Here is a 20,542-nt window from a genome sequence, read left to right as displayed (position 1 = left end):
GTCTATGTTAAGGGTTTACCACTCAAATCGTCTGGATGTGCTGGAAGCACTGATGGAATATATCGTTGAGCGCGAGCGGCTTGACGATCCTTTTGAGCCTGAAATGGTGCTGGTGCAGAGCACCGGTATGGCACAGTGGCTGCAAATGTCGCTTTCCCGCAAATTTGGCATTGCCGCGAACATTGAGTTCCCACTACCCGCGAGCTTTATCTGGGAGATGTTTGTCCGCGTATTGCCGGATATCCCGGAGCAAAGTGCGTTCAACAAGCAAAGCATGAGCTGGAAGCTGATGGCGTTGCTGCCGGAAATGCTTCAGCGTGATGAGTTCGCGATGCTGAACCACTATCTCAATGACGATACCGATAAACGCAAGCTGTTCCAGCTCGCGTCGCGTACCGCCGATCTCTACGATCAATATCTTGTTTATCGTTCTGACTGGTTAATTCGTTGGGAAGCAGGTGAGCTGGTGGAGGGGTTACCGGAGGCGCAAATCTGGCAGGCGCCGCTGTGGAAAGCGCTGGTGGAGCATACGGAGAAACTTGGCCAGCCTAAGTGGCACCGTGCCAATCTGTACGATCGGTTTATCTCCATACTTGAAAATACGTCGGAGCGACCAGCCCGACTGCCATCACGCGTGTTTATCTGTGGAATATCTGCATTACCCCCAGTCTATCTCAAGGCGTTGAATGCGCTGGGTAAACATATTGATATTCATATTTTGTTTACCAACCCTTGCCGGCAATATTGGGGGGATATCCTCGACCAACGCTGGCTTTCGCGGCTGGTGACTCGCCAACGAAAACGCCTTTTTGAAGAACGAACCATCCCGCTGTTTAAAGACGGCTCGACTGCCGGGCAACTTTTCGATGAAGAAGGTATCCAGAACCTGCCCAATCCGCTGCTTGCTTCGTGGGGGAAGCTGGGGCGTGATTACATTCACATGCTTTCTGATATCACTTCATCAGGTGAAGGCGACGTGGATGCCTTTGTTGAGATCTCCCCGGATAGCCTGCTGCATAATATTCAGTTAGATATTCTGGAGCTGGAGAACCGTGCCGTCATGGGGGTTACGGCGCAAGAGTTTGAACGCAGCGACAGGAAGCGGAGGCTGGATCCTGACGATCGCAGTGTCACCATCCACGTTTGCCACAGCCCGCAGCGTGAAGTTGAAATTCTCCATGACCAGCTGTTGCATATGCTGCAGGATGATCCTGAGCTGACGCCGCGCGATATCGTGGTGATGGTGGCGGATATCGACAATTACAGTCCCTTCATTCAGGCCGTTTTTGGCAGTGCGACGGGTGAACGATACCTGCCTTACGCTATCTCGGACCGCCGTGCCCGTCAGTCTCACCCGGCTTTGCAGGCCTTCATCACCCTGTTGTCACTGCCTGATAGTCGGTTTATCTCCGAAGATGTTCTGGCATTACTGGATGTTCCAGTTCTGGCTGCCCGCTTCAACATCAATGAAGAGGGGCTACGCTACCTTCGCCAGTGGGTGAACGAATCGGGTGTTCGCTGGGGGATCGATGACGATAACGTCCAGGCGTTCGGACTCCCCCCAACCGGGCAGCATACCTGGCGGTTTGGCCTGACACGTATGCTGTTGGGATATGCCATGGAAAGCAGTCAGGGGGAATGGAATGAGGTACTGCCTTACGATGAGACCAGTGGGTTAATTGCTGAACTGGTGGGGCATTTGGCTTCACTATTGATGCAGCTTAACCGCTGGAGAAGTGAGTTAATGCAACCGCGAACTCTGGAAGAATGGCTCCCGGTTTGCAGGGCATTGCTCAATGATTTCTTCCTGCCAGACAGTGACACTGAAGCCGCAATGGCGCTCATTGAAACGCAGTGGCAGGCTATCGTCGAGGAGGGCGTGAACTCCCATTATCACGAAGAGATCCCCTTGTCACTGCTGAGGGATGAGTTGACGCAGCGGCTTGACCAGGAGCGAATCAGTCAGCGTTTCCTGGCGGGCCCGGTGAATATCTGCACCCTGATGCCAATGCGTTCTATCCCGTTCAAAGTGGTGTGTCTGCTTGGCATGAATGACGGTATTTATCCACGTGCACTGGCACCACTGGGATTTGATCTGATGAGTGCTAATCCAAAGCGGGGTGACCGTAGTCGTCGTGATGACGATCGCTATCTCTTTCTTGAAGCGCTCATTTCCGCCCAAAGTAAGCTCTATATCAGTTACATCGGCCGTTCAATTCAGGACAACAGTGAGCGTTTCCCTTCTGTTCTGGTGCAGGAGCTGGTGGATTATATCGGACAGAGCCACTACCTGCCGGGGGATGAAGAACGTAACTGCGATGAAAGTGACAAGCGGGTGAAAGCGCATATCACCTGTTGTCATAGCCGCATGCCGTTTGACCCGGTGAACTACGTGGTGAGTGAGCACCAGAGCTATGCTCACGAGTGGCTTCCTGCGGCGAAAAAAGAGGGAACAGCGCATACCGATTTCATTCAGGCGCTTGATCCTCGGCCCATTGACACACTGACATTTGAACAGCTTCAGCGGTTTTGGGCGCACCCGGTGCGGGCCTTTTTCCAGCAGCGATTACAGGTCAATTTCCGCTCTGAAGAGAACGAAATTCCCGATGCGGAGCCCTTTACGCTGGAAGGGCTGGAGCGCTATCAGTTAAACCTGCAGCTGTTGAATGCACTGGTTGATCAGGAAGATGCTGACAAACTTTTTCGCCGTTACCGCGCAGCAGGGCAACTGCCTTATGGGGCGTTTGGTGAAATTGTCTGGGAGGCGCAGTGCCAGGAGATGACAGCGCTGGCCGAGCGCGTAAGGGAGTGTCGACAACCCGGTAAAAGCATTGAAATTGATCTCAACTGTAACGGCGTTCAGTTGACGGGCTGGCTAACCCAGGTTCAGCCGGACGGGCTGCTACGCTGGCGACCTTCTATGCTTAGCGTTTCTCAAGGGTTGCAACTCTGGCTGGAACATCTTGTCTACAGTGCGATGGGTAATAAAGGCGAAAGCCGGATATTCGTGCGCAAAGAGGGCGAATGGCGCTTCCCGCCGATGGAGTCTGAACAGGCGTTACGTTATCTGTCTTTGTATATTGAGGGCTACCGTCAGGGCATGAACAAACCACTTTTGTTACTGCCTGAGAGTGGCGGTGCCTGGATAAAAGCCTGTTATGACGTACAGAATGATGCAATGTTAACGGATGAGGCGTCACTGCAGAAAGCGCGAAGTAAATTTATACAAGCCTATGAAGGAAACATGATGGTACGTGGCGAAGGTGAAGATGTCTGGTATCAGCGCTTATGGCGCACTCTTGAACCAGAGTACTTCGAGACGATCACGGAAGAGGCACTGCGTTACCTTTTACCGTTGTTCAAATTTAATCAGTCCTGAGTGTTGTATAAAAATTGCACAGGAAAGGGTGTTCATTTATGATGCACCTGTTATCACGGACTGATGTACTCAAAGAAAGAGATGCTGGCGTGCCCAGCACGCAGTTTGTTAATGATGTAGCCGTGATAAAGAGGTCGTAATGCCAGGCAGCACCTTGTTTAAAGCGTTGGTTTTGTTTGTCGCCCTTTGGGCTCCCTTCACTCAAGCAGACTCCGGTTGGCAACCTGTTCAGGAAACTATCCGTAAGAGCGAAAAAGATACCCGTCAGTATCAGGCTATTCGCCTTGATAACGGCATGACCGTGCTGCTGGTTTCCGATCCGCAGGCGGTGAAATCCCTCTCGGCGCTGGTGGTGCCGATTGGGTCACTGGAAGATCCTGATGCCCATCCTGGGCTTGCGCACTATCTGGAACATATGACGCTGATGGGGTCTAAAAAATACCCGCAGCCAGATAGCCTGTCCGAATATCTGAAAATGCACGGTGGTAGTCATAATGCCAGCACAGCACCGTACCGTACGGCTTTTTATCTCGAAGTCGAAAATGATGCACTGGAAGGGGCGGTCGATCGCCTTGCTGATTCCATCGCTGCACCGCTTCTGGATAAAAAATATGCTGAACGTGAACGCAATGCCGTTAATGCTGAGTTAACCCTTGCCCGTACGCGAGACGGTATGCGCATGGCCCAGGTGAGCGCCGAAACCATTAACCCGGCGCATCCGGGTTCGCGTTTCTCCGGTGGTAACCTGGAAACATTAAGCGATAAGCCAAACAGCCCGGTGCTTGATGCGCTGCATGCGTTTCGCGACAAATATTACTCCGCGAACCTGATGAAAGCGGTTATCTACAGCAACAAACCGCTGCCAGAGCTGGCAAACATGGCCGCTCAGACGTTTGGTCGTGTGCCGAATAAAAATATCGACTTGCCTCAGATAACCGTTCCGGTAGTCACGGACGCTCAAAAAGGGATTGTTATCCACTACGTGCCCGCCTTGCCGCGCAAGGTGTTACGTGTTGAATTCCGCATTGATAACAACACGGCACAGTTTCGCAGTAAAACCGACGAGCTGGTGACCTATCTGATTGGCAACCGTAGCCCGGGTACGCTTTCTGACTGGCTGCAAAAACAAGGGCTGGTGGAAGGGATTCGAGCCGACTCCGATCCCGTTGTGAACGGCAATAGCGGTGTGCTGGCGATATCTGCGACCCTGACCGACAAAGGGCAGGCAAACCGTGATGAAGTGGTGGCGGCGATCTTTAGCTACCTTTCTCTGCTGCGTGATAAAGGCGTCGATAAACGCTACTTTGATGAACTGGCTCACGTGCTGGATCTCGATTTCCGTTACCCGTCCATTACCCGCGACATGGACTATGTGGAGTGGCTGGCGGATACCATGATCCGCGTGCCGGTGGAACATACTCTCGATGCGGTCAATATCGCCGATCAGTATGATGCTGACGCCGTAAAAGCTCGCCTTGCGATGATGACCCCGCAGAATGCTCGCATCTGGTACATCAGCCCGAATGAACCCCATAACAAAACGGCCTATTTTGTAGACGCCCCTTATCAGGTGGACAAAATCAGCGCCCAGACCTTCGCCGACTGGCAGAAAAGAGCAGGGGAGATTGCGTTGAAACTGCCGGAGTTGAACCCCTACATTCCGGATGATTTCTCGCTGATCAAAACCACGAAGGACTATCCGCACCCGGAGCTGATTATTGATGAGCCGACGCTTCGCGTGGTGTATACCCCAAGCCGGTATTTTGCGAGCGAGCCAAAAGCCGATGTCAGCGTTGTTCTGCGTAACCCTAAGGCGATGAATAGCGCCAAAAATCAGGTGATGTTCGCCCTGAATGACTATCTTGCTGGCATCGCGCTCGATCAGCTCAGCAATCAGGCGGCCGTGGGGGGAATCAGCTTCTCAACCAATGCCAATAACGGTTTGATGGTCAATGCAAATGGCTACACTCAGCGCCTGCCTCAGCTGTTCCAGGCGCTGCTTGAGGGCTATTTTAGTTACACGCCGACGGAAGAGCAGCTTGAGCAGGCCAAATCCTGGTATGCGCAGATGATGGACTCTGCGGAGAAGGGCAAAGCTTACGATCTTGCGCTTATGCCAGCGCAAATGTTGTCGCAAATTCCTTATTTCCAGCGTGAAGATCGCCGCGCGTTACTGCCTTCTATCTCATTGAAAGATGTCCTCGCTTACCGTGATGCATTGAAAACCAACACGCGTCCCGAGTTCCTTATCGTCGGCAACATGAGTGAAGAGCAGGCCAAAACGCTGGCGGAGAATGTACGCACCCAGCTCGGCTCGAAAGGTGACGAGTGGTGCCGCAACCAGGATGTGCTGGTTGAGAAAAAACAGAATGTGATTTTTGAAAAGGCGGGCACTAGTACGGATTCTGCGCTGGCAGCGGTGTTTGTACCAACGGGTTATGATGAATTCTCTAGTTCAGCGCGGAGTGCCGTTCTGGGACAGATTATTCAGCCGTGGTTCTATAACCAGCTACGTACAGAAGAGCAACTTGGCTATGCGGTCTTTGCGTTCTCCATGAACGTTGGCCGCCAGTGGGGACTGGGTTTCCTGCTGCAAAGTAGCGATAAACAACCGGCTTATCTCTGGCAGCGTTATCAGGCTTTCTTCTCAAAAGTGGAAGCAAAACTGCGCGCCATGAAACCGGACGAATTTGCCCAGATCCAGCAGGCCGTCATCGCCCAGGTGATGCAGCCACCGCAGACATTGGGTGAAGAAGCGTCACAGCTCAGCAAAGATTTTGATCGCGGTAATCTGAACTTTGATTCGCGTGATAAAGTAGTGGCCGAGATAAAACAGCTGACGCCTCAGAAGGTTGCCGAGTTCTTCCATCAGGCGGTGATTAAGCCGCAGGGAATGACCATCCTGTCTCAGGTTTCCGGTAGCCAGAACGGGAAAACGGAGTACGTGAACCCGAAAGGCTGGAAAGTCTGGAAGAGCGTCAGCGCGCTGCAGCAAACTATGCCCTGGAGTAAGAAAGAATGACCGATACCGCTGAGCCTCTTGATCCCTTACGTTTACCTCTACAGGGTGAACGATTGATTGAAGCTTCAGCGGGAACGGGAAAAACCTTCACCATTGCCGCGCTCTATCTGCGCCTGCTGTTAGGGCTTGGCGGTAACGCGGCTTTTCCACGTCCTTTAAGCGTGGAAGAGCTGCTGGTCGTCACCTTCACCGAGGCTGCCACCGCGGAGTTGCGCGGCCGTATTCGTTCCAATATCCATGAGCTGCGTATCGCCTGTCTGCGTCAGAGTACGGATAACCCTCTCTACGCGAGCCTTCTGGAAGAGATTGCTGATAAGCAACAGGCCGCCCAGTGGTTGCTTCTCGCTGAACGGCAGATGGACGAAGCGTCCGTCTTCACCATTCACGGTTTTTGTCAGCGCATGCTGAGCCTGAATGCGTTTGAATCTGGCATGCTGTTTGAGCAGCAGCTCATTGAAGATGAATCCGTGCTTCGCTATCAGGCCTGCGCGGATTTCTGGCGTCGCCATTGCTACCCCTTACCGCGAGATATCGCAGAAGCGGTACATGCGTTATGGAAGGGCCCCGAGGAGCTTCTGCGTGCCATCGATCGCTATCTTCAGGGTGAAGCACCGGTAATCAAATCTCCGCCGCCAGCAGATGAAACTCTCGCTTCTCGCCATGAAAAAATTACCGCCAAAATTGCGGCCATCAAGCAAAAGTGGAATACGTCGGTCGGCGAGATTGAGGCGATCATCGAAAATTCCGGGATCGACAGACGTAAATTTAACCGTGCAAATCAGGGGAAATGGATCGATAAGATCAGCGCCTGGGCACAGGAAGAGACGCGAGGGTATCAGCTCCCGGATGCGCTTGAAAAATTCTCTCAGCGTTTTCTGGTTGAACGAACCAAACCCGATGGCATTGTGCCGGAGCATCCGCTGTTTGTGGCTATCGAAGCCCTGCTGGCCGAACCGTTGACGCTCAATGACCTGATGATCACCCGCGCTATGGTGGAGATCCGTGAAACCGTCTCGCGTGAAAAGCGTCGCCGCAGTGAACTTGGGTTTGACGATATGTTGAGCCGCCTGGATGCCGCGTTATGCAGCGAAAATGGTGAAGCGCTTGCCGCGGCTATTCGTAACCGTTTCCCGGTTGCGATGATTGACGAGTTCCAGGATACCGACCCGCAGCAGTACCGCATTTTCCGCCGTATCTGGCGACAACAGCCTGATACCGCGCTGTTGTTAATTGGCGATCCTAAACAGGCTATTTACGCTTTTCGTGGTGCGGACATTTTCACCTATATGAAAGCCCGCAGCGAAGTTGACGCACATTACACACTGGATACCAACTGGCGTTCATCTCCCGGGATGGTAGAGAGCGTCAATGCGCTTTTCAGCCGCATGGATACGGCATTTATGTTCCGGGAGATCCCTTTCCAGCCGGTAAAATTTGCGACAAAAAATGCCTCATTGCGCTTCGAGTTCAACGGTACGACTCAGCCCGCCATGAACTTCTGGCTGCTGGACGGAGAAGGCTGTGGCGTTGCGGACTATCAAAATGCCATGGCACAGCACTGTGCCGCGCAAATCCGTGACTGGCTCAGTGCGGGGGCACGTGGCGAGGCGGTGCTCTGGAGGGGCGAGGAGTCAACCCCTGTAAAGGCATCGGATATTACGGTGCTGGTGCGTAGCCGTCAGGAGGCCGCGCTTATCCGCGATGCCCTGACATTGCTGAACATTCCGTCCGTCTACCTCTCAAACCGGGACAGTGTTTTCGAAACGCTGGAAGCGCAGGAGATGTTATGGCTGCTGCAGGCGGTGCTGGCCCCGGAGAGGGAGAGCACGCTTCGCAGCGCGTTAGCCAGCGCGATGCTCGGGCTGAATGCGCGTGATATTGATGCGCTCAACAACGACGAAGACGCGTGGGATGCGGTAGTGGAAGAGTTTGTTTACTACCGGGATAAATGGCACAGACGCGGTGTAATGGCGATGGTACGTGAGCTCATGGCGCAGCGTCACATTGCGGAGAATATGCTTGCGACCGCGGGCGGTGAACGTCGTCTGACCGACATTTTGCACATCAGTGAACTGCTGCAGGAAGCGGGCACGCAACTGGAGAGTGAACACGCTCTGGTGCGCTGGCTGGCGCAACAGATTGCCGACCCGAACAGTAATTCGTCCAGTCAGCAGATGCGTCTTGAAAGTGATAAACATCTGGTGCAGATCGTCACCATTCACAAGTCGAAAGGCCTGGAGTATCCGCTGGTCTGGTTGCCGTTTATTGCCAATTACCGCGTGCAGGAGCAGGCCTTTTACCACGATCGCGAGTCATTTGAGGCGGTGCTTGATCTCAGTAAAGCAGAGTCCAGCGTTGAACTGGCAGAGGCCGAACGTCTGGCGGAAGATTTACGCCTGCTCTATGTAGCGTTGACCCGTTCGGTCTGGCACTGCAGCCTGGGTGTAGCCCCACTGTTTCGTCGCCGTGGTGAGAAGACCGGGGAGAGCGATTTTCATCTGAGTGCGCTGGGGCGGCTTATTCAGCTCGGCGAACCCAAAGATGCAGCAGGTCTGCGTCAGTGCATCGAATCACTTTGTGGGGATCATACTGCCCTGCACATTCCGTCGCAGCCCGATAATAGCCGCTGGCAAATGCCGGAGCTGCGCGAGTCTGAGCTCCATGCCCGCCAGGTTGTGCGCACAATTGCTGACGACTGGCGTGTGACGAGTTATTCCGGTTTACAGCAGCACGGGCAGAGCATTGCGCAGGATCTGATGCCAAAACTGGACGTCGATGCAGCAGGGACCGGTAGCGTACCTGTTGAGCCAGTACTCACTCCGCATCAATTCCCGCGTGGCGCCTCACGAGGCACATTTTTACATAGCCTGTTTGAAGAGCTGGATTTTACCCAGCCAGTCTCTGAAGAGTGGGTGCTGAAGATGTTGCAGAGTGGAGGCTATGACGCACAGTGGCAAGCGGTTCTCACAGACTGGATCAGCACCGTTCTGCACGCTCCGCTTACTGCGCAAGGGATCTCGCTGAGCCAGTTGAGTGCCAAAGATAAACAGGTGGAGATGGAGTTTTATCTTCCTATTGCCAGCCCGCTCAGGGCCGACGCGCTTGATGCGTTGATCCGCGAGCATGATCCGTTGTCTGCCGGTTGTCCTCCGCTGAACTTCCGCCAGGTGCAAGGAATGTTAAAAGGTTTTATTGACCTGGTTTTCCGCCACGAAGGGCGTTACTACCTGCTGGACTACAAATCAAACTGGTTGGGTGAAAACAGCGAAGCCTATACCCAGCAGGCGATGGCATCAGCCATGCAAGCACATCGCTACGATCTGCAGTATCAGCTCTATACCCTGGCGCTGCATCGGTACCTGCGGCATCGCATTGCCGATTATCGTTACGAAGACCATTTTGGCGGCGTTATTTACCTGTTCCTGCGCGGAGTGGATGCTAGCGACCCGCGCTCTGGCATCTTTAGTACGCGTCCGGCTGTGGAACTGATTGAAAAAATGGATAACTTGTTTGCCGCAAGCACAGAGGAGGTGGCATGACGATGCAGGCGCTATTGCTGGAAGCGGTAGAACAACGATTACTCCGCCACCTCGATGTACAGTTCGCCATGATGGTGGCAGGCGATGAACCCGCCGTGATGCTCGCCGCCGCAATCCTGAGTAAAGACGCGGGAGAGGGGCATGTCTGCCTGCCGCTGTCGCGTCTGGTTGTTGATGAGAAAATGCCTCCGGCTTTACAGGCGTGTTTCACGTTGCTGGATGACGCAGTGGACTGGCAGGCGATATTACTCGGCTCGCCCGCCGTGAGCGGAACCGATACCGGGACGCCGATGATCCTGAGCGGCGAACGTTTGTACCTTAACCGGCTGTGGCGCAATGAACTGACGGTGGCGCGTTTCTTCAGCGAGACGAATGCGCCTCTGCCTTGCGATGACGCGCAACTCCGGCACGTGCTGGATACGCTGTTTACCTCTGATGAGGCGACAGACTGGCAAAAAGTCGCGGCAGCCGTGGCGTTGACGCGGCGGATCTCGGTTATCTCTGGTGGCCCGGGAACCGGGAAAACGACCACCGTGGCAAAACTGCTTGCCGCGTTGATCCAGCTATCGGGCGAGCACAAGTGCCGTATTCGTCTGGCGGCCCCCACTGGCAAAGCGGCGGCTCGTCTGACGGAATCGTTAGGTGGGGCATTGCAAAAGCTGCCGCTCACCGGGGAGCAACTTGCGCTTTTCCCAAATGAAGCCAGCACGCTGCACCGATTACTCGGTGCTCAGCCAGGTAGCCAGCGTCTGCGATATCATGCGGGTAACCCGTTGCATCTGGACGTACTGGTGGTAGATGAAGCATCGATGATCGACCTGACGATGATGTCGCGGTTGATTGATGCTCTGCCGCCCCATGCGCGTGTCATTTTTCTGGGCGATCGTGACCAGCTTGCTTCAGTGGAAGCTGGGGCGGTGCTGGGGGATATTTGTACTTACGCCAGCTTTGGCTACACCACCGCGCGTGCTCAGGAGCTGGAGCGTTTGACCGGATGCGTACTTGAACCCGATAACTCGCCGGTGGCGGGAGCGCTACGTGACAGCCTGTGCCTGCTGCAAAAAAGCTATCGTTTCGGCAGCGACTCCGGTATCGGCCAACTGGCTGCCGCGGTAAACCGTGGCGATCGGCACAGTACGCGTGCGGTGTTTGACGGTACGTTTACCGACATCGAGAAAAAATCACTGCAAAGCGGAGAAGAGTATCAGGTGATGCTGGATGACGCCCTGGAGGGGTATCAGCATTTCCTGGCATGTGTCCAACAGCGCAACTCACCAGAGCGGGTCATTGCCGCCTTTGGTGAGTACCAGTTACTGTGTGCACTGAGGGAAGGGCCGTTTGGCGTCAGTGGGCTGAACGACAGGCTGGAGCAGCTTCTTGTTCAGAAGCACAAAATCAACCGGATGCCGCATTCGCGCTGGTTTGAAGGACGACCCGTAATGATCTCCCGCAACGACAGTGTGCTGGGGTTGTTTAACGGGGATATCGGGATTGCGCTCGATCGCGGCCAGGGGCTGCGCGTCTGGTTCCAGTTGCCGGACGGTAGCGTGAAGTCTTTCCAGCCCAGCCGTTTGCCTGAGCATGAAACCGCGTGGGCGATGACGGTGCATAAATCCCAGGGCTCCGAGTTTAACCATGCGGCGCTGATCCTGCCGACACAGCTTTCACCTGTTATTACCCGCGAGCTGATTTATACCGCGATTACTCGCGCGCGTCAGCGCTTGTCACTCTATACCGATGAACGTGTGCTGGTGCAGGCCATTGCCACCCGTACAGAGCGCCGGAGCGGACTGAGCGCGATATTTGAGTCTCTTTAAGCGAAAGCCCTCACCAGACGGTGAGGGCATCGTATCATCCCAGATCAGCCATCAGCACTTTTGAGCGGCGCTGATAGTTGTACATCTCTTTCTTCGTTTCTGGCAGATAATCTATATCCACCGGCGTGAATCCACGCTCCTGGAACCAGTGAATGCTGCGTGTCGTCAGGACGAACAGCTTGCTCAGGCCCATCTGGCGGGCTTGCGCTGCCACGCGCTCAAGCAGCATTTCGCCGCGTGAGGAGCTGCGGTAATCAGGATGCACCGCCACGCAGGCCATTTCACCGATCTTCTCTTCCGGGAATGGATAGAGTGCGGCACAGGCAATGGTCAGGTTATCGCGCTGAATAATGGTGAATTTGTCGATCTCCATTTCCAGCTGTTCCCGCGAACGACGCACCAGAATACCCTGTTGCTCCAGCGGCCGGATCAGTTCCAGAATACCGCCGATATCATTGATGGTGGCGCGGCGGATCTGCTCCGCACTCTCCATCACAATCTGTGTACCAATACCGTCGCGGGAGAACAGCTCCTGCAGTAGGGCGCCGTCTTCCTGATAGCTGATCAGGTGGCTGCGGCGCACGCCGCTGCGACAGGCTTTCACCGCACCACGCAGAAAACGCACGGTACCAGAATGGTAGTCACCTTCAGCTTCCAGTGCTTCTACGCGGGCCTGGGCTTCATTAGGGAAGAGTTCGGGCACAATCACCCCTTCATCGTTTACGACACCCTGGGAAGAGCAGAACCCAATCATTTTTTCCGCCTTCAGCTTGATCGCCAGCTGCGTGGCAATCTCTTCAGACGTCAGGTTAAAGCTTTCTCCGGTCACGGAAACGGCGACCGGGCCCATCAGCACGATGGCACCGCTGTCCAGCTGGCGGTGAATAGCTTCTTCATCAATACGACGAATACGGCCGCTATGGCAGTAATCGACGCCATCGTCCACGCCGAGCGGCTGGGCAATGATGAAGTTACCGCTCACGACGTTGATATGCGCACCCTGCAATGGCGTGTTGTTCAGGCTCATCGACAGGCGAGCCGTAATATCCAGCTGCAGCAGACCTGCAGCTTGCTTCACCAGCTCCAGGGTTTTCGCATCCGTAACGCGGGTATGTTTGTGGTAAATCGGCTCGTGGTGGTGTGCGGCCAGGTTGGCGTCGATCTGCGGGCGCGCGCCATAGACCACCACCAGGCGGATCCCGAGGCTGTGTAGCAGGCCAATGTCATTGACGATGCTGGAAAAATTTTCATGCTCAATGGCTTCGCCGCCAAGCATGATGACAAACGTTTTTCCCCGATGGGCGTTGATATAGGGAACAGAATGGCGGAATCCCTGGACCAGTTCGGTTCTACGCTCCTTCACCATGGCACAACCCTTAATGAATGTTTATTCGTAATTTCTGTATTTTTATTCGATTGTGGGCGTGTGTGCAAGCGCAAATTTTCCGCGACCCACAGAAATTAATAAGTAATCCGTGCGTTAACGTATGATTGTTTACCCTTTTATAGATGACAGTTTTTGCGTCATTCGTTAAAGTTTTCGGTCAATTTGGACATTTTGTATATCAGTCAGTTTTCTTGCTCGGGAGAAGCATGTCGGGATCCAACTCAGCAATAAGCCGTCGCCGTTTGTTAAAAGGGGCCGGGGCAATGTGGTTGCTTAGCGTCAGTCAGGTAGGATTAGCCGCCACAAGTCAGGTGGTGGCGGTTCGCGTCTGGCCGTCGTCGACCTATACGCGCGTGACGGTTGAATCCAATCGCGTGTTGAAATATAAGCAATTTGCCTTAAGCAATCCTGAACGCGTGGTCGTGGATCTCGAAGGGGTGAATCTCAATTCCGTGCTGAAGGGGATGGCGGCGCAGATCCGCGGTGACGATCCGTTTATTAAATCGGCGCGCGTCGGGCAGTTTGATCCGCAAACCGTGCGTATGGTGTTTGAGCTGAAGCAGAACGTTAAGCCTCAACTGTTTGCTCTCGCGCCTGTTGCGACCTTCAAAGAGCGTCTGGTAATGGATCTCTACCCGGCGAATGCGACGGATATTCAGGATCCTCTGTTGGCGTTACTGGAAGATTATAACCAGGGCAATCTTGAGAAGCAGGTTCCACCTGCGCAAAGTGGCCCACAGCCGGGTAAAGCAGGGCGCGATCGTCCGATTGTGATCATGCTTGATCCGGGGCACGGCGGGGAAGACTCGGGTGCTGTCGGAAAATATCGCACCCGCGAAAAAGACGTGGTGCTGCAAATCGCCCGCCGTCTGAAGGCGTTGATCGATAAAGAAGGCAATATGCGCGCCTATATGACGCGTAATGAAGATGTCTTTATTCCGCTGAAAGTTCGCGTGGCAAAAGCGCAGAAGCAGCGCGCCGATTTGTTTGTGTCTATCCATGCGGATGCGTTTACCAGCCGCCAGCCAAGCGGTTCTTCGGTGTTTGCGCTCTCAACCAAAGGGGCGACCAGTACTGCCGCGAGATATCTCGCGGATACCCAGAACGCCTCGGATCTTATCGGTGGTGTGGGCAAAAGCGGCGACCGTTATGTCGATCACACCATGTTCGATATGGTGCAATCACTGACCATCAACGACAGCCTGAAATTTGGTAAAGCGGTGTTGGGCAAGCTGGGTAACATCAATAAGCTGCATAAAAACAGCGTAGAACAGGCCGGGTTTGCGGTGCTCAAGGCGCCGGACATTCCGTCCATTCTGGTTGAGACGGCTTTTATCAGTAATGTTGAAGAAGAGCGTAAGCTCAAGACGGCAAAATTCCAGCAGGAGGTAGCGGAGTCGATTCTGGCAGGGATCCGAGCGTATTTCTCTGATGGGGCGACGCTGGCGCGACGCGGGTAAATCTTTCAGCCGGGTGAAATACCCGGCAAATTCACAAACGACAGATACAAAAAAACACCCTTAAGGGTGTTTATTGTTTTAAGAAGTGTTGGTTGCGGGGGCCGGATTTGAACCGACGACCTTCGGGTTATGAGCCCGACGAGCTACCAGGCTGCTCCACCCCGCGTCCGTCTTTCTACTTCTGTAGAAACTTACTTCTTCAAATTTGATTGGTTGCGGGGGCCGGATTTGAACCGACGACCTTCGGGTTATGAGCCCGACGAGCTACCAGGCTGCTCCACCCCGCGTCCGTCTTTCTACTGTTGTAGAAGATACTTCATCAAATTTTAATTGGTTGCGGGGGCCGGATTTGAACCGACGACCTTCGGGTTATGAGCCCGACGAGCTACCAGGCTGCTCCACCCCGCGTCCGTGGATGCGCACTATACTCGGATAGGTTTGTGATGCAACCCCTTTTTCACATAAATCATGATTTTGTATGCAAATTGAACGGCATGGCTCTGTTTGGACTATTTTTTGCGCAAAGTTTGCCAAAGGTCATGCGATCGCATTTCATTAGCCCTGGCGGTTTGTTATCTTCATTACGCGGAAATGGGCAACTTTAAGACGAGATATAATGAAAGGACGTTGGGCGAAGTATCTGATGACGGGCGCAATGGTAGCCATTCTTGCGGCCTGCTCTTCCAAACCGACCGATCGCGGTCAACAGTACAAAGACGGGAAATTATCCCAGCCTTTCTCCTTAGTTAACCAGCCTGATGCTGTTGGCGCACCGATTAACGCCGGAGATTTCTCCGAGCAGGTCTATCAGATCCGCAATGCGTCACCACGCCTGTATGGCTCACAAAACAATGTTTACAGTGCAGTACAGGACTGGCTGCGCGCGGGCGGCGATACGCGCAACATGCGCCAGTTTGGTATCGACGCCTGGCAGATGGAAGGGGCAGATAACTACGGGAACGTCCAGTTCACGGGGTATTACACGCCAGTGATTCAGGCGCGCCACTCCCGCCAGGGCGAATTCCAGTATCCAATTTATCGTATGCCGCCAAAACGCGGCCGCCTGCCGTCCCGTGCAGAAATCTACTCTGGTGCGTTGAGCGAAAACTACGTCCTGGCTTACAGCAATTCACTGATGGATAACTTCATCATGGATGTTCAGGGCAGCGGTTATATTGATTTCGGTGATGGTTCGCCGCTTAACTTCTTCAGCTATTCCGGTAAAAACGGCCATGCCTATCGTAGTATTGGTAAGGTGTTGATCGATCGCGGCGAAGTGAAGAAAGAAGATATGTCGATGCAGGCGATCCGCGAGTGGGGTGAAAAACACAGCGAAGCCGAGGTGCGCGAGCTGCTGGAACAAAACCCGTCGTTTGTCTTCTTTAAACCGCAAAACTTTGCTCCGGTGAAAGGGGCGAGCGCTGTACCGCTGATTGGTCGTGCGTCTGTGGCATCGGATCGTTCAATTATTCCTGCTGGCACTACGCTGCTCGCGGAAGTGCCTCTGCTGGATAATAATGGCAAATTTAACGGCCAGTATGAGCTACGTCTGATGGTGGCGCTGGATGTGGGTGGGGCGATTAAAGGTCAGCACTTCGATATCTATCAGGGGATTGGTCCGGATGCGGGTCACCGTGCCGGCTGGTATAACCACTACGGACGCGTATGGGTGCTCAAAGCAGCGCCGGGTGCAGGAAGCGTATTCAGCGGCTGATTGTGGTATTCTGAGCGCAATACGGATTCATGTTCAGGGTGAGGAGAAACCTCACCCTTTTTACATCTGAGGTTTTATGTCAGTGGTAATCAGCGATGCCTGGCGTCAGCGTTTTGGCGGCACGGCACGTCTCTATGGTGAAAAAGCCCTGCAGCTGTTTGCGGATGCGCACGTCTGCGTCGTGGGTATTGGTGGTGTGGGTTCCTGGGCGGCAGAAGCGCTGGCGAGAACCGGTATTGGCGCAATCACGCTGATTGATATGGACGACGTGTGCGTCACCAACACCAACCGTCAAATCCATGCCCTGCGTGATAACGTCGGTCTGGCAAAATCTGAGGTCATGGCGGAGCGTATTCGTCTGATCAACCCTGAATGCCGGGTGACGGTCATTGACGACTTTGTGACAGCCGATAACGTCGCAGAGTACATGAATAAAGGCTACAGCTATGTGATTGATGCCATTGACAGCGTACGCCCTAAAGCGGCGTTGATCGCTTACTGTCGTCGTTACAAGGTACCTCTGGTCACCACTGGTGGCGCAGGAGGGCAGATCGACCCTACGCAGATCCAGGTGGCCGATCTGGCGAAAACCATTCAGGATCCGCTGGCTGCCAAGCTGCGTGAAAGGCTGAAGAGCGACTTCAACGTGGTGAAGAACAGCAAAGGCAAGCTCGGCGTTGACTGCGTGTTTTCTACAGAAGCGCTGGTCTACCCGCAGGCTGATGGTTCTGTCTGTGCGATGAAAAGTACGGCGGAAGGGCCAAAACGTATGGATTGTGCCTCAGGCTTTGGTGCGGCCACTATGGTGACCGCGTCCTTCGGTTTTATAGCTGTATCCCACGCCCTGAAGAAAATGATGGCGAAGGCAGAACGTCAGGCCTGAGCCTGACGTGCCGCATCCTGCACCGCTTCGCTGAGCGCGATCAGACCCTGGCCGCGTGAGGCGCTAAGCTGCGCCCGCAGCCCAAGCTCATCAAACAGCGCCAGCGGCGAGTGTGCCAGCAACTCCGCCGCGCTTTTCCCCTCGACGGCGGTTAACAGTACCGCCAACAGCCCGCGGACAATACGTCCTTCGCTGTCGCCAAAGAAATGCAGCTTCTCGCCGGCGACGCTTACGCCCAGCCAGACGCGGTTCTCGCAGCCAGCGATCTCTTTTGCCTGCGCTTTTAGGTCGTCAGACAGCGTCGGGAGCTGTTTACCGAGAAGGATTAACTGGCGATATTTATCTTCCCATTGTGAGAGAGGGGCGAAGGTCTGTTTTAAGGTCTCTTCTGTGATGACCGTGCCAAACGGGTGTCCGGCTAAAGCAGCGTGAGTCATTAATCCACCAGTATTTCAAGGGCGCGGTCGACGGCGGCAACCAGCGCATCAACATCGCTTTGGGTATTATATGGCGCAAACGAGGCGCGTAGCGTACCGCTAACGCCGAGTGCCGCCAGGAGCGGCTGGGCACAATGCTGTCCGGCACGCAGGGCAATGCCATACCCGGCAAGTAGCGTCACCATGTCGCTATGATGAACGCCCGCAAAATCAAAGGCGAGCAGGCTGGAATCCTGAACGCGGAACGAGCGGAAACCCGGGCGCTTTTTGAGTTCTTCCTCTGCGAGCGTCGCCAGTCCGCGGCTCCAGCTTTCAGCCTGAGCAGTGTCTGTTTCAGCAAGCCATTCGAGAGCGGCACTCAGACCAATGACGCCGGCCACGTTTGGCGTACCGGCTTCAAGGCGATAGGGAATCTCCTGGGTTTTAAAGCCGTCGAAGGTCACTTCGGTAATCATTTTGCCGCCACCGAGCCACGGTGTCATTTGCGCCAGCAGTTCCGGCTTACCGTACAACGCTCCGATGCCGGTGGGGCCGTACAGCTTGTGTGCAGAGAAAGCGTAAAAATCAATATCCAGCTTTTGCACATCAGCAGGGAAATGCACGATCCCTTGTGCGCCATCGACCATCACCACCATGCCGCTGGCATGGGCGATGCGAATGGCCTGAGCCAGATCCGGACATCCCCCCGTGACGTTCGACATCTGCCCGAGGGCCAGAATGCGGCTGCGTGGAGTAATCAACTCAGGCAGTTGAGCCACGTCGGGCAGGAGATCTGATCCCAGTGGGAGTTTCACAATACGTGCCCCCGTTTGCTCAGCGACCATCAACCACGGTACCAGGTTGGCATGGTGCTCTGCCTCACTGACGATGATCTCATCTCCTGGCTGTAGCAACGGGCGTGCATAGCACTGGGCCACCATATTGATGGCTTCGGTCGTGCCCCGCGTCCAGGCGATATTTTTCCCGCCTTCTGCATTGATCAAACGTGCTACCTGATCGCGTGCGGCTTCATAGCGCGCGGTCAGACGCTGCGCTTCGGCAAACTGGCTGCGATGCACATTCCCGGCGCTCAGGCTGTAGAACTGCTGCGTCGCTTCAATAACCGCCTGTGGCTTCAGGGCGGTGGCAGCGCTATCAAGATAAATACCGGCATCGGCCAGCGCCGGAAACTGTTCGCGAAAATGTGCGGGACTGAAAGCGTTCATGGGATTCCTCATTTCAATAGCAAGATCGTCGCGCAATTTCAGCGGCAGGGCAAGGAGGTTGATATCTATCAGAATTGTCTGCTTATCCTGATGACCCCAAAAAAGCAGGTTATGCTAAATAGTGTTAGGCGGATGTTTTAGCCTGTTATAAATCGAGGTTTGAATAGCATTAATTGCTAAAGGAGAATAATCATGAACAAGACAGCTGCAATCATTTCTGCCTGTGCGTTTACTTTTGCCCTGAGCGCCTGTTCTGGTAACAACTACGTGATGCACACCAACGATGGTCGTTCCATCGTTTCGGAAGGGAAACCGTCAACTGATAATGATACCGGGATGATTTCATACAAAGATGCCAACGGGAACAAGCAGCAGATCAACCGAAGCGATGTTAAAGAGATGGTTGAGATTCAGCACTAAGATCGCAGGCGAAAAAAAAGCACCGCAAATTGGCGGTGCTACATTAATCACTATGGACAGACAGGGTAAATGTACAGGAAGTGAAAAATTGGTAGCGTTGCTACCGTGGTCTGAATCGCAGACCAATTGCAAACACAACAACACAACATCACAACCGTAAGCCAAAAGCCCTTCAGAACACGCATTCCAAAAAAAGCTCTTCGTTCCGGCTCAGGAAGTGCCGCCACTATAGGTATTTGCTGGTAGTTCCTCAACGGACAAATTATAATGTCTCAGATAAAAAAAACTAATAGGTTAAACGTTGTTTCCTGTTTGTTAAAATCCGTTAACATCTAAGCCAGATAACCATGTCGAAGCGATTGCCACCCCTTAATGCATTACGTGTTTTTGATGCAGCAGCACGTCACCTGAGCTTTACACGTGCAGCAGATGAGCTTTTTGTGACACAGGCCGCAGTAAGTCACCAAATCAAGTCCCTGGAGGATTTTCTGGGCCTTAAGCTGTTTCGTCGACGCAACCGTTCGTTGCTGTTGACCGAAGAGGGGCAGAGCTATTTTCAGGATATTAAAGAGATTTTTTCCCAGCTCACGGAGGCCACGCGTAAGCTGCAGGCCCGAAGTGCAAAAGGTGCCCTGACTGTTAGTTTATTGCCCAGTTTTGCCATTCAATGGCTGGTGCCAAGACTCTCAAGCTTTAACTCAGCTTATCCGGGGATCGACGTTCGAATCCAGGCGGTAGATCGTCAGGAAGACAAGCTGGCAGATGACGTAGATGTCGCCATTTTTTACGGTCGCGGTAACTGGCCGGGCTTGCGCGTCGAAAAATTATACGCAGAATATCTCCTGCCGGTCTGTTCGCCTCTGCTATTAACGGGTGAAAAGGCGCTGAAGACACCTGCTGACCTGGCGCAACATACACTTTTACATGATGCGTCTCGCCGTGACTGGCAAACTTATACCCGTCAATTAGGTCTTACTCATATAAACGTGCAGCAGGGGCCGATTTTTAGCCACAGTGCGATGGTGTTACAGGCTGCTATTCACGGGCAGGGCGTGGCGTTGGCGAACAACGTCATGGCGCAGTCCGAAATTGAGGCAGGCCGCCTGGTTTGCCCTTTTAATGATGTTCTGGTCAGCAAGAATGCGTTTTATCTGGTTTGTCATGACAGTCAGGCAGAACTGGGTAAAATAGCCGCTTTCCGGCAGTGGATACTGGCGAAAGCGGCAAGCGAGCAAGAAAAATTCCGCTTCAGGTATGAACAATAACGTTTGTGTGCCGG

12 protein-coding genes and 3 tRNA genes are annotated in these 20,542 nt (G+C 53.9%); 9 read left to right on the top strand and 6 right to left on the bottom strand.

What is annotated here, in order from left to right; all coding sequences use genetic code 11:
- Positions 1-4: 4 nt before the first annotated feature.
- The 4 genes from recC (at position 5) to recD (ending at position 11,757) form a co-directional block, all read left to right on the top strand.
- Positions 5-3,379, top strand: a complete 3,375-nt coding sequence (gene recC, locus AAHF05_RS18260; RefSeq protein ID WP_332614603.1) for an exodeoxyribonuclease V subunit gamma — start codon at positions 5-7, stop codon at positions 3,377-3,379.
- Between the two features lie 139 nt (positions 3,380-3,518).
- On the top strand, positions 3,519-6,401 hold the full coding sequence (gene ptrA / locus AAHF05_RS18255) for a pitrilysin (protein WP_129323654.1): 2,883 nt from the start codon (positions 3,519-3,521) through the stop codon (positions 6,399-6,401).
- The gene (gene recB / locus AAHF05_RS18250) at positions 6,398-9,940 is read left to right on the top strand and encodes an exodeoxyribonuclease V subunit beta (protein WP_129323653.1); all 3,543 of its coding nucleotides are present in this window, start codon (positions 6,398-6,400) and stop codon (positions 9,938-9,940) included. Before ptrA ends, recB begins: the two co-directional genes overlap by 4 nt.
- On the top strand, positions 9,937-11,757 hold the full coding sequence (gene recD / locus AAHF05_RS18245; RefSeq protein WP_129323652.1) for an exodeoxyribonuclease V subunit alpha: 1,821 nt from the start codon (positions 9,937-9,939) through the stop codon (positions 11,755-11,757). Before recB ends, recD begins: the two co-directional genes overlap by 4 nt.
- A gap of 34 nt (positions 11,758-11,791) precedes the next feature.
- On the opposite strand, the gene argA is transcribed toward recD, so the two are convergent.
- The gene (gene argA / locus AAHF05_RS18240; protein WP_028016905.1) at positions 11,792-13,123 is read right to left on the bottom strand and encodes an amino-acid N-acetyltransferase; all 1,332 of its coding nucleotides are present in this window, start codon (positions 13,121-13,123) and stop codon (positions 11,792-11,794) included.
- Between the two features lie 227 nt (positions 13,124-13,350).
- Between argA and amiC the strand changes: the two genes are divergently transcribed.
- Positions 13,351-14,604, top strand: a complete 1,254-nt coding sequence (gene amiC, locus AAHF05_RS18235; protein WP_028016904.1) for an N-acetylmuramoyl-L-alanine amidase AmiC — start codon at positions 13,351-13,353, stop codon at positions 14,602-14,604.
- Positions 14,605-14,693: 89 nt separating this feature from the next.
- On the opposite strand, the gene AAHF05_RS18230 is transcribed toward amiC, so the two are convergent.
- The 3 genes from AAHF05_RS18230 to AAHF05_RS18220 form a co-directional block, all read right to left on the bottom strand.
- Positions 14,694-14,770 (bottom strand) — tRNA-Met (locus AAHF05_RS18230).
- Between the two features lie 44 nt (positions 14,771-14,814).
- Positions 14,815-14,891: transfer RNA gene (locus AAHF05_RS18225), tRNA-Met, on the bottom strand.
- A gap of 44 nt (positions 14,892-14,935) precedes the next feature.
- Positions 14,936-15,012 (bottom strand) — tRNA-Met (locus AAHF05_RS18220).
- 208 nt (positions 15,013-15,220) lie between these two features.
- On the opposite strand from AAHF05_RS18220, the gene mltA reads away from it, so the two are divergent.
- Positions 15,221-16,318 carry a murein transglycosylase A gene (gene mltA, locus AAHF05_RS18215; protein ID WP_028016903.1) on the top strand — a complete coding sequence of 366 codons (1,098 nt, stop codon included), beginning with the start codon at positions 15,221-15,223 and terminating at the stop codon, positions 16,316-16,318.
- Positions 16,319-16,394: 76 nt separating this feature from the next.
- Positions 16,395-17,201, top strand: a complete 807-nt coding sequence (tcdA, locus tag AAHF05_RS18210) for a tRNA cyclic N6-threonylcarbamoyladenosine(37) synthase TcdA (protein WP_049005906.1) — start codon at positions 16,395-16,397, stop codon at positions 17,199-17,201.
- Here the strand turns inward: tcdA and csdE are convergent.
- Positions 17,192-17,638, bottom strand: a complete 447-nt coding sequence (csdE, locus tag AAHF05_RS18205; protein WP_108091058.1) for a cysteine desulfurase sulfur acceptor subunit CsdE — start codon at positions 17,636-17,638, stop codon at positions 17,192-17,194. The two genes, tcdA and csdE, sit on opposite strands and share 10 nt — an antisense overlap.
- A complete protein-coding gene (gene csdA / locus AAHF05_RS18200; protein WP_129323651.1) occupies positions 17,638-18,843 on the bottom strand; it encodes a cysteine desulfurase CsdA in 1,206 nt (401 codons plus the stop codon). Before csdA ends, csdE begins: the two co-directional genes overlap by 1 nt.
- A gap of 192 nt (positions 18,844-19,035) precedes the next feature.
- Between csdA and AAHF05_RS18195 the strand changes: the two genes are divergently transcribed.
- Positions 19,036-19,263, top strand: a complete 228-nt coding sequence (locus AAHF05_RS18195; RefSeq protein WP_028016899.1) for a YgdI/YgdR family lipoprotein — start codon at positions 19,036-19,038, stop codon at positions 19,261-19,263.
- 347 nt (positions 19,264-19,610) lie between these two features.
- Positions 19,611-20,528, top strand: coding sequence for a glycine cleavage system transcriptional regulator GcvA (gene gcvA / locus AAHF05_RS18190; protein ID WP_028016898.1), 918 nt, complete (start codon positions 19,611-19,613; stop codon positions 20,526-20,528).
- Positions 20,529-20,542 lie beyond the last annotated feature (14 nt).

Source organism: Enterobacter adelaidei (assembly GCF_041937165.1).
GTDB lineage: Bacteria > Pseudomonadota > Gammaproteobacteria > Enterobacterales > Enterobacteriaceae > Enterobacter > Enterobacter adelaidei.
The sequence above is the reverse complement of the archived record's forward strand: the minus strand, read 5'-3'. Positions and strand labels throughout refer to the sequence as shown.

Excerpts from the sequence above, each read along its gene's own strand:
- recC (WP_332614603.1), top strand. The coding sequence starts at position 5 with ATGTTAAGGGTTTACCACTCAAATCGTCTGGATGTGCTGGAAGCACTG.
- ptrA (WP_129323654.1), top strand. The coding sequence starts at position 3,519 with ATGCCAGGCAGCACCTTGTTTAAAGCGTTGGTTTTGTTTGTCGCCCTT.
- recB (WP_129323653.1), top strand. The coding sequence starts at position 6,398 with ATGACCGATACCGCTGAGCCTCTTGATCCCTTACGTTTACCTCTACAG.
- recD (WP_129323652.1), top strand. The coding sequence starts at position 9,937 with ATGACGATGCAGGCGCTATTGCTGGAAGCGGTAGAACAACGATTACTC.
- argA (WP_028016905.1), bottom strand. The coding sequence starts at position 13,123 with ATGGTGAAGGAGCGTAGAACCGAACTGGTCCAGGGATTCCGCCATTCT.
- amiC (WP_028016904.1), top strand. The coding sequence starts at position 13,351 with ATGTCGGGATCCAACTCAGCAATAAGCCGTCGCCGTTTGTTAAAAGGG.
- mltA (WP_028016903.1), top strand. The coding sequence starts at position 15,221 with ATGAAAGGACGTTGGGCGAAGTATCTGATGACGGGCGCAATGGTAGCC.
- tcdA (WP_049005906.1), top strand. The coding sequence starts at position 16,395 with ATGTCAGTGGTAATCAGCGATGCCTGGCGTCAGCGTTTTGGCGGCACG.
- csdE (WP_108091058.1), bottom strand. The coding sequence starts at position 17,638 with ATGACTCACGCTGCTTTAGCCGGACACCCGTTTGGCACGGTCATCACA.
- csdA (WP_129323651.1), bottom strand. The coding sequence starts at position 18,843 with ATGAACGCTTTCAGTCCCGCACATTTTCGCGAACAGTTTCCGGCGCTG.
- AAHF05_RS18195 (WP_028016899.1), top strand. The coding sequence starts at position 19,036 with ATGAACAAGACAGCTGCAATCATTTCTGCCTGTGCGTTTACTTTTGCC.
- gcvA (WP_028016898.1), top strand. The coding sequence starts at position 19,611 with ATGTCGAAGCGATTGCCACCCCTTAATGCATTACGTGTTTTTGATGCA.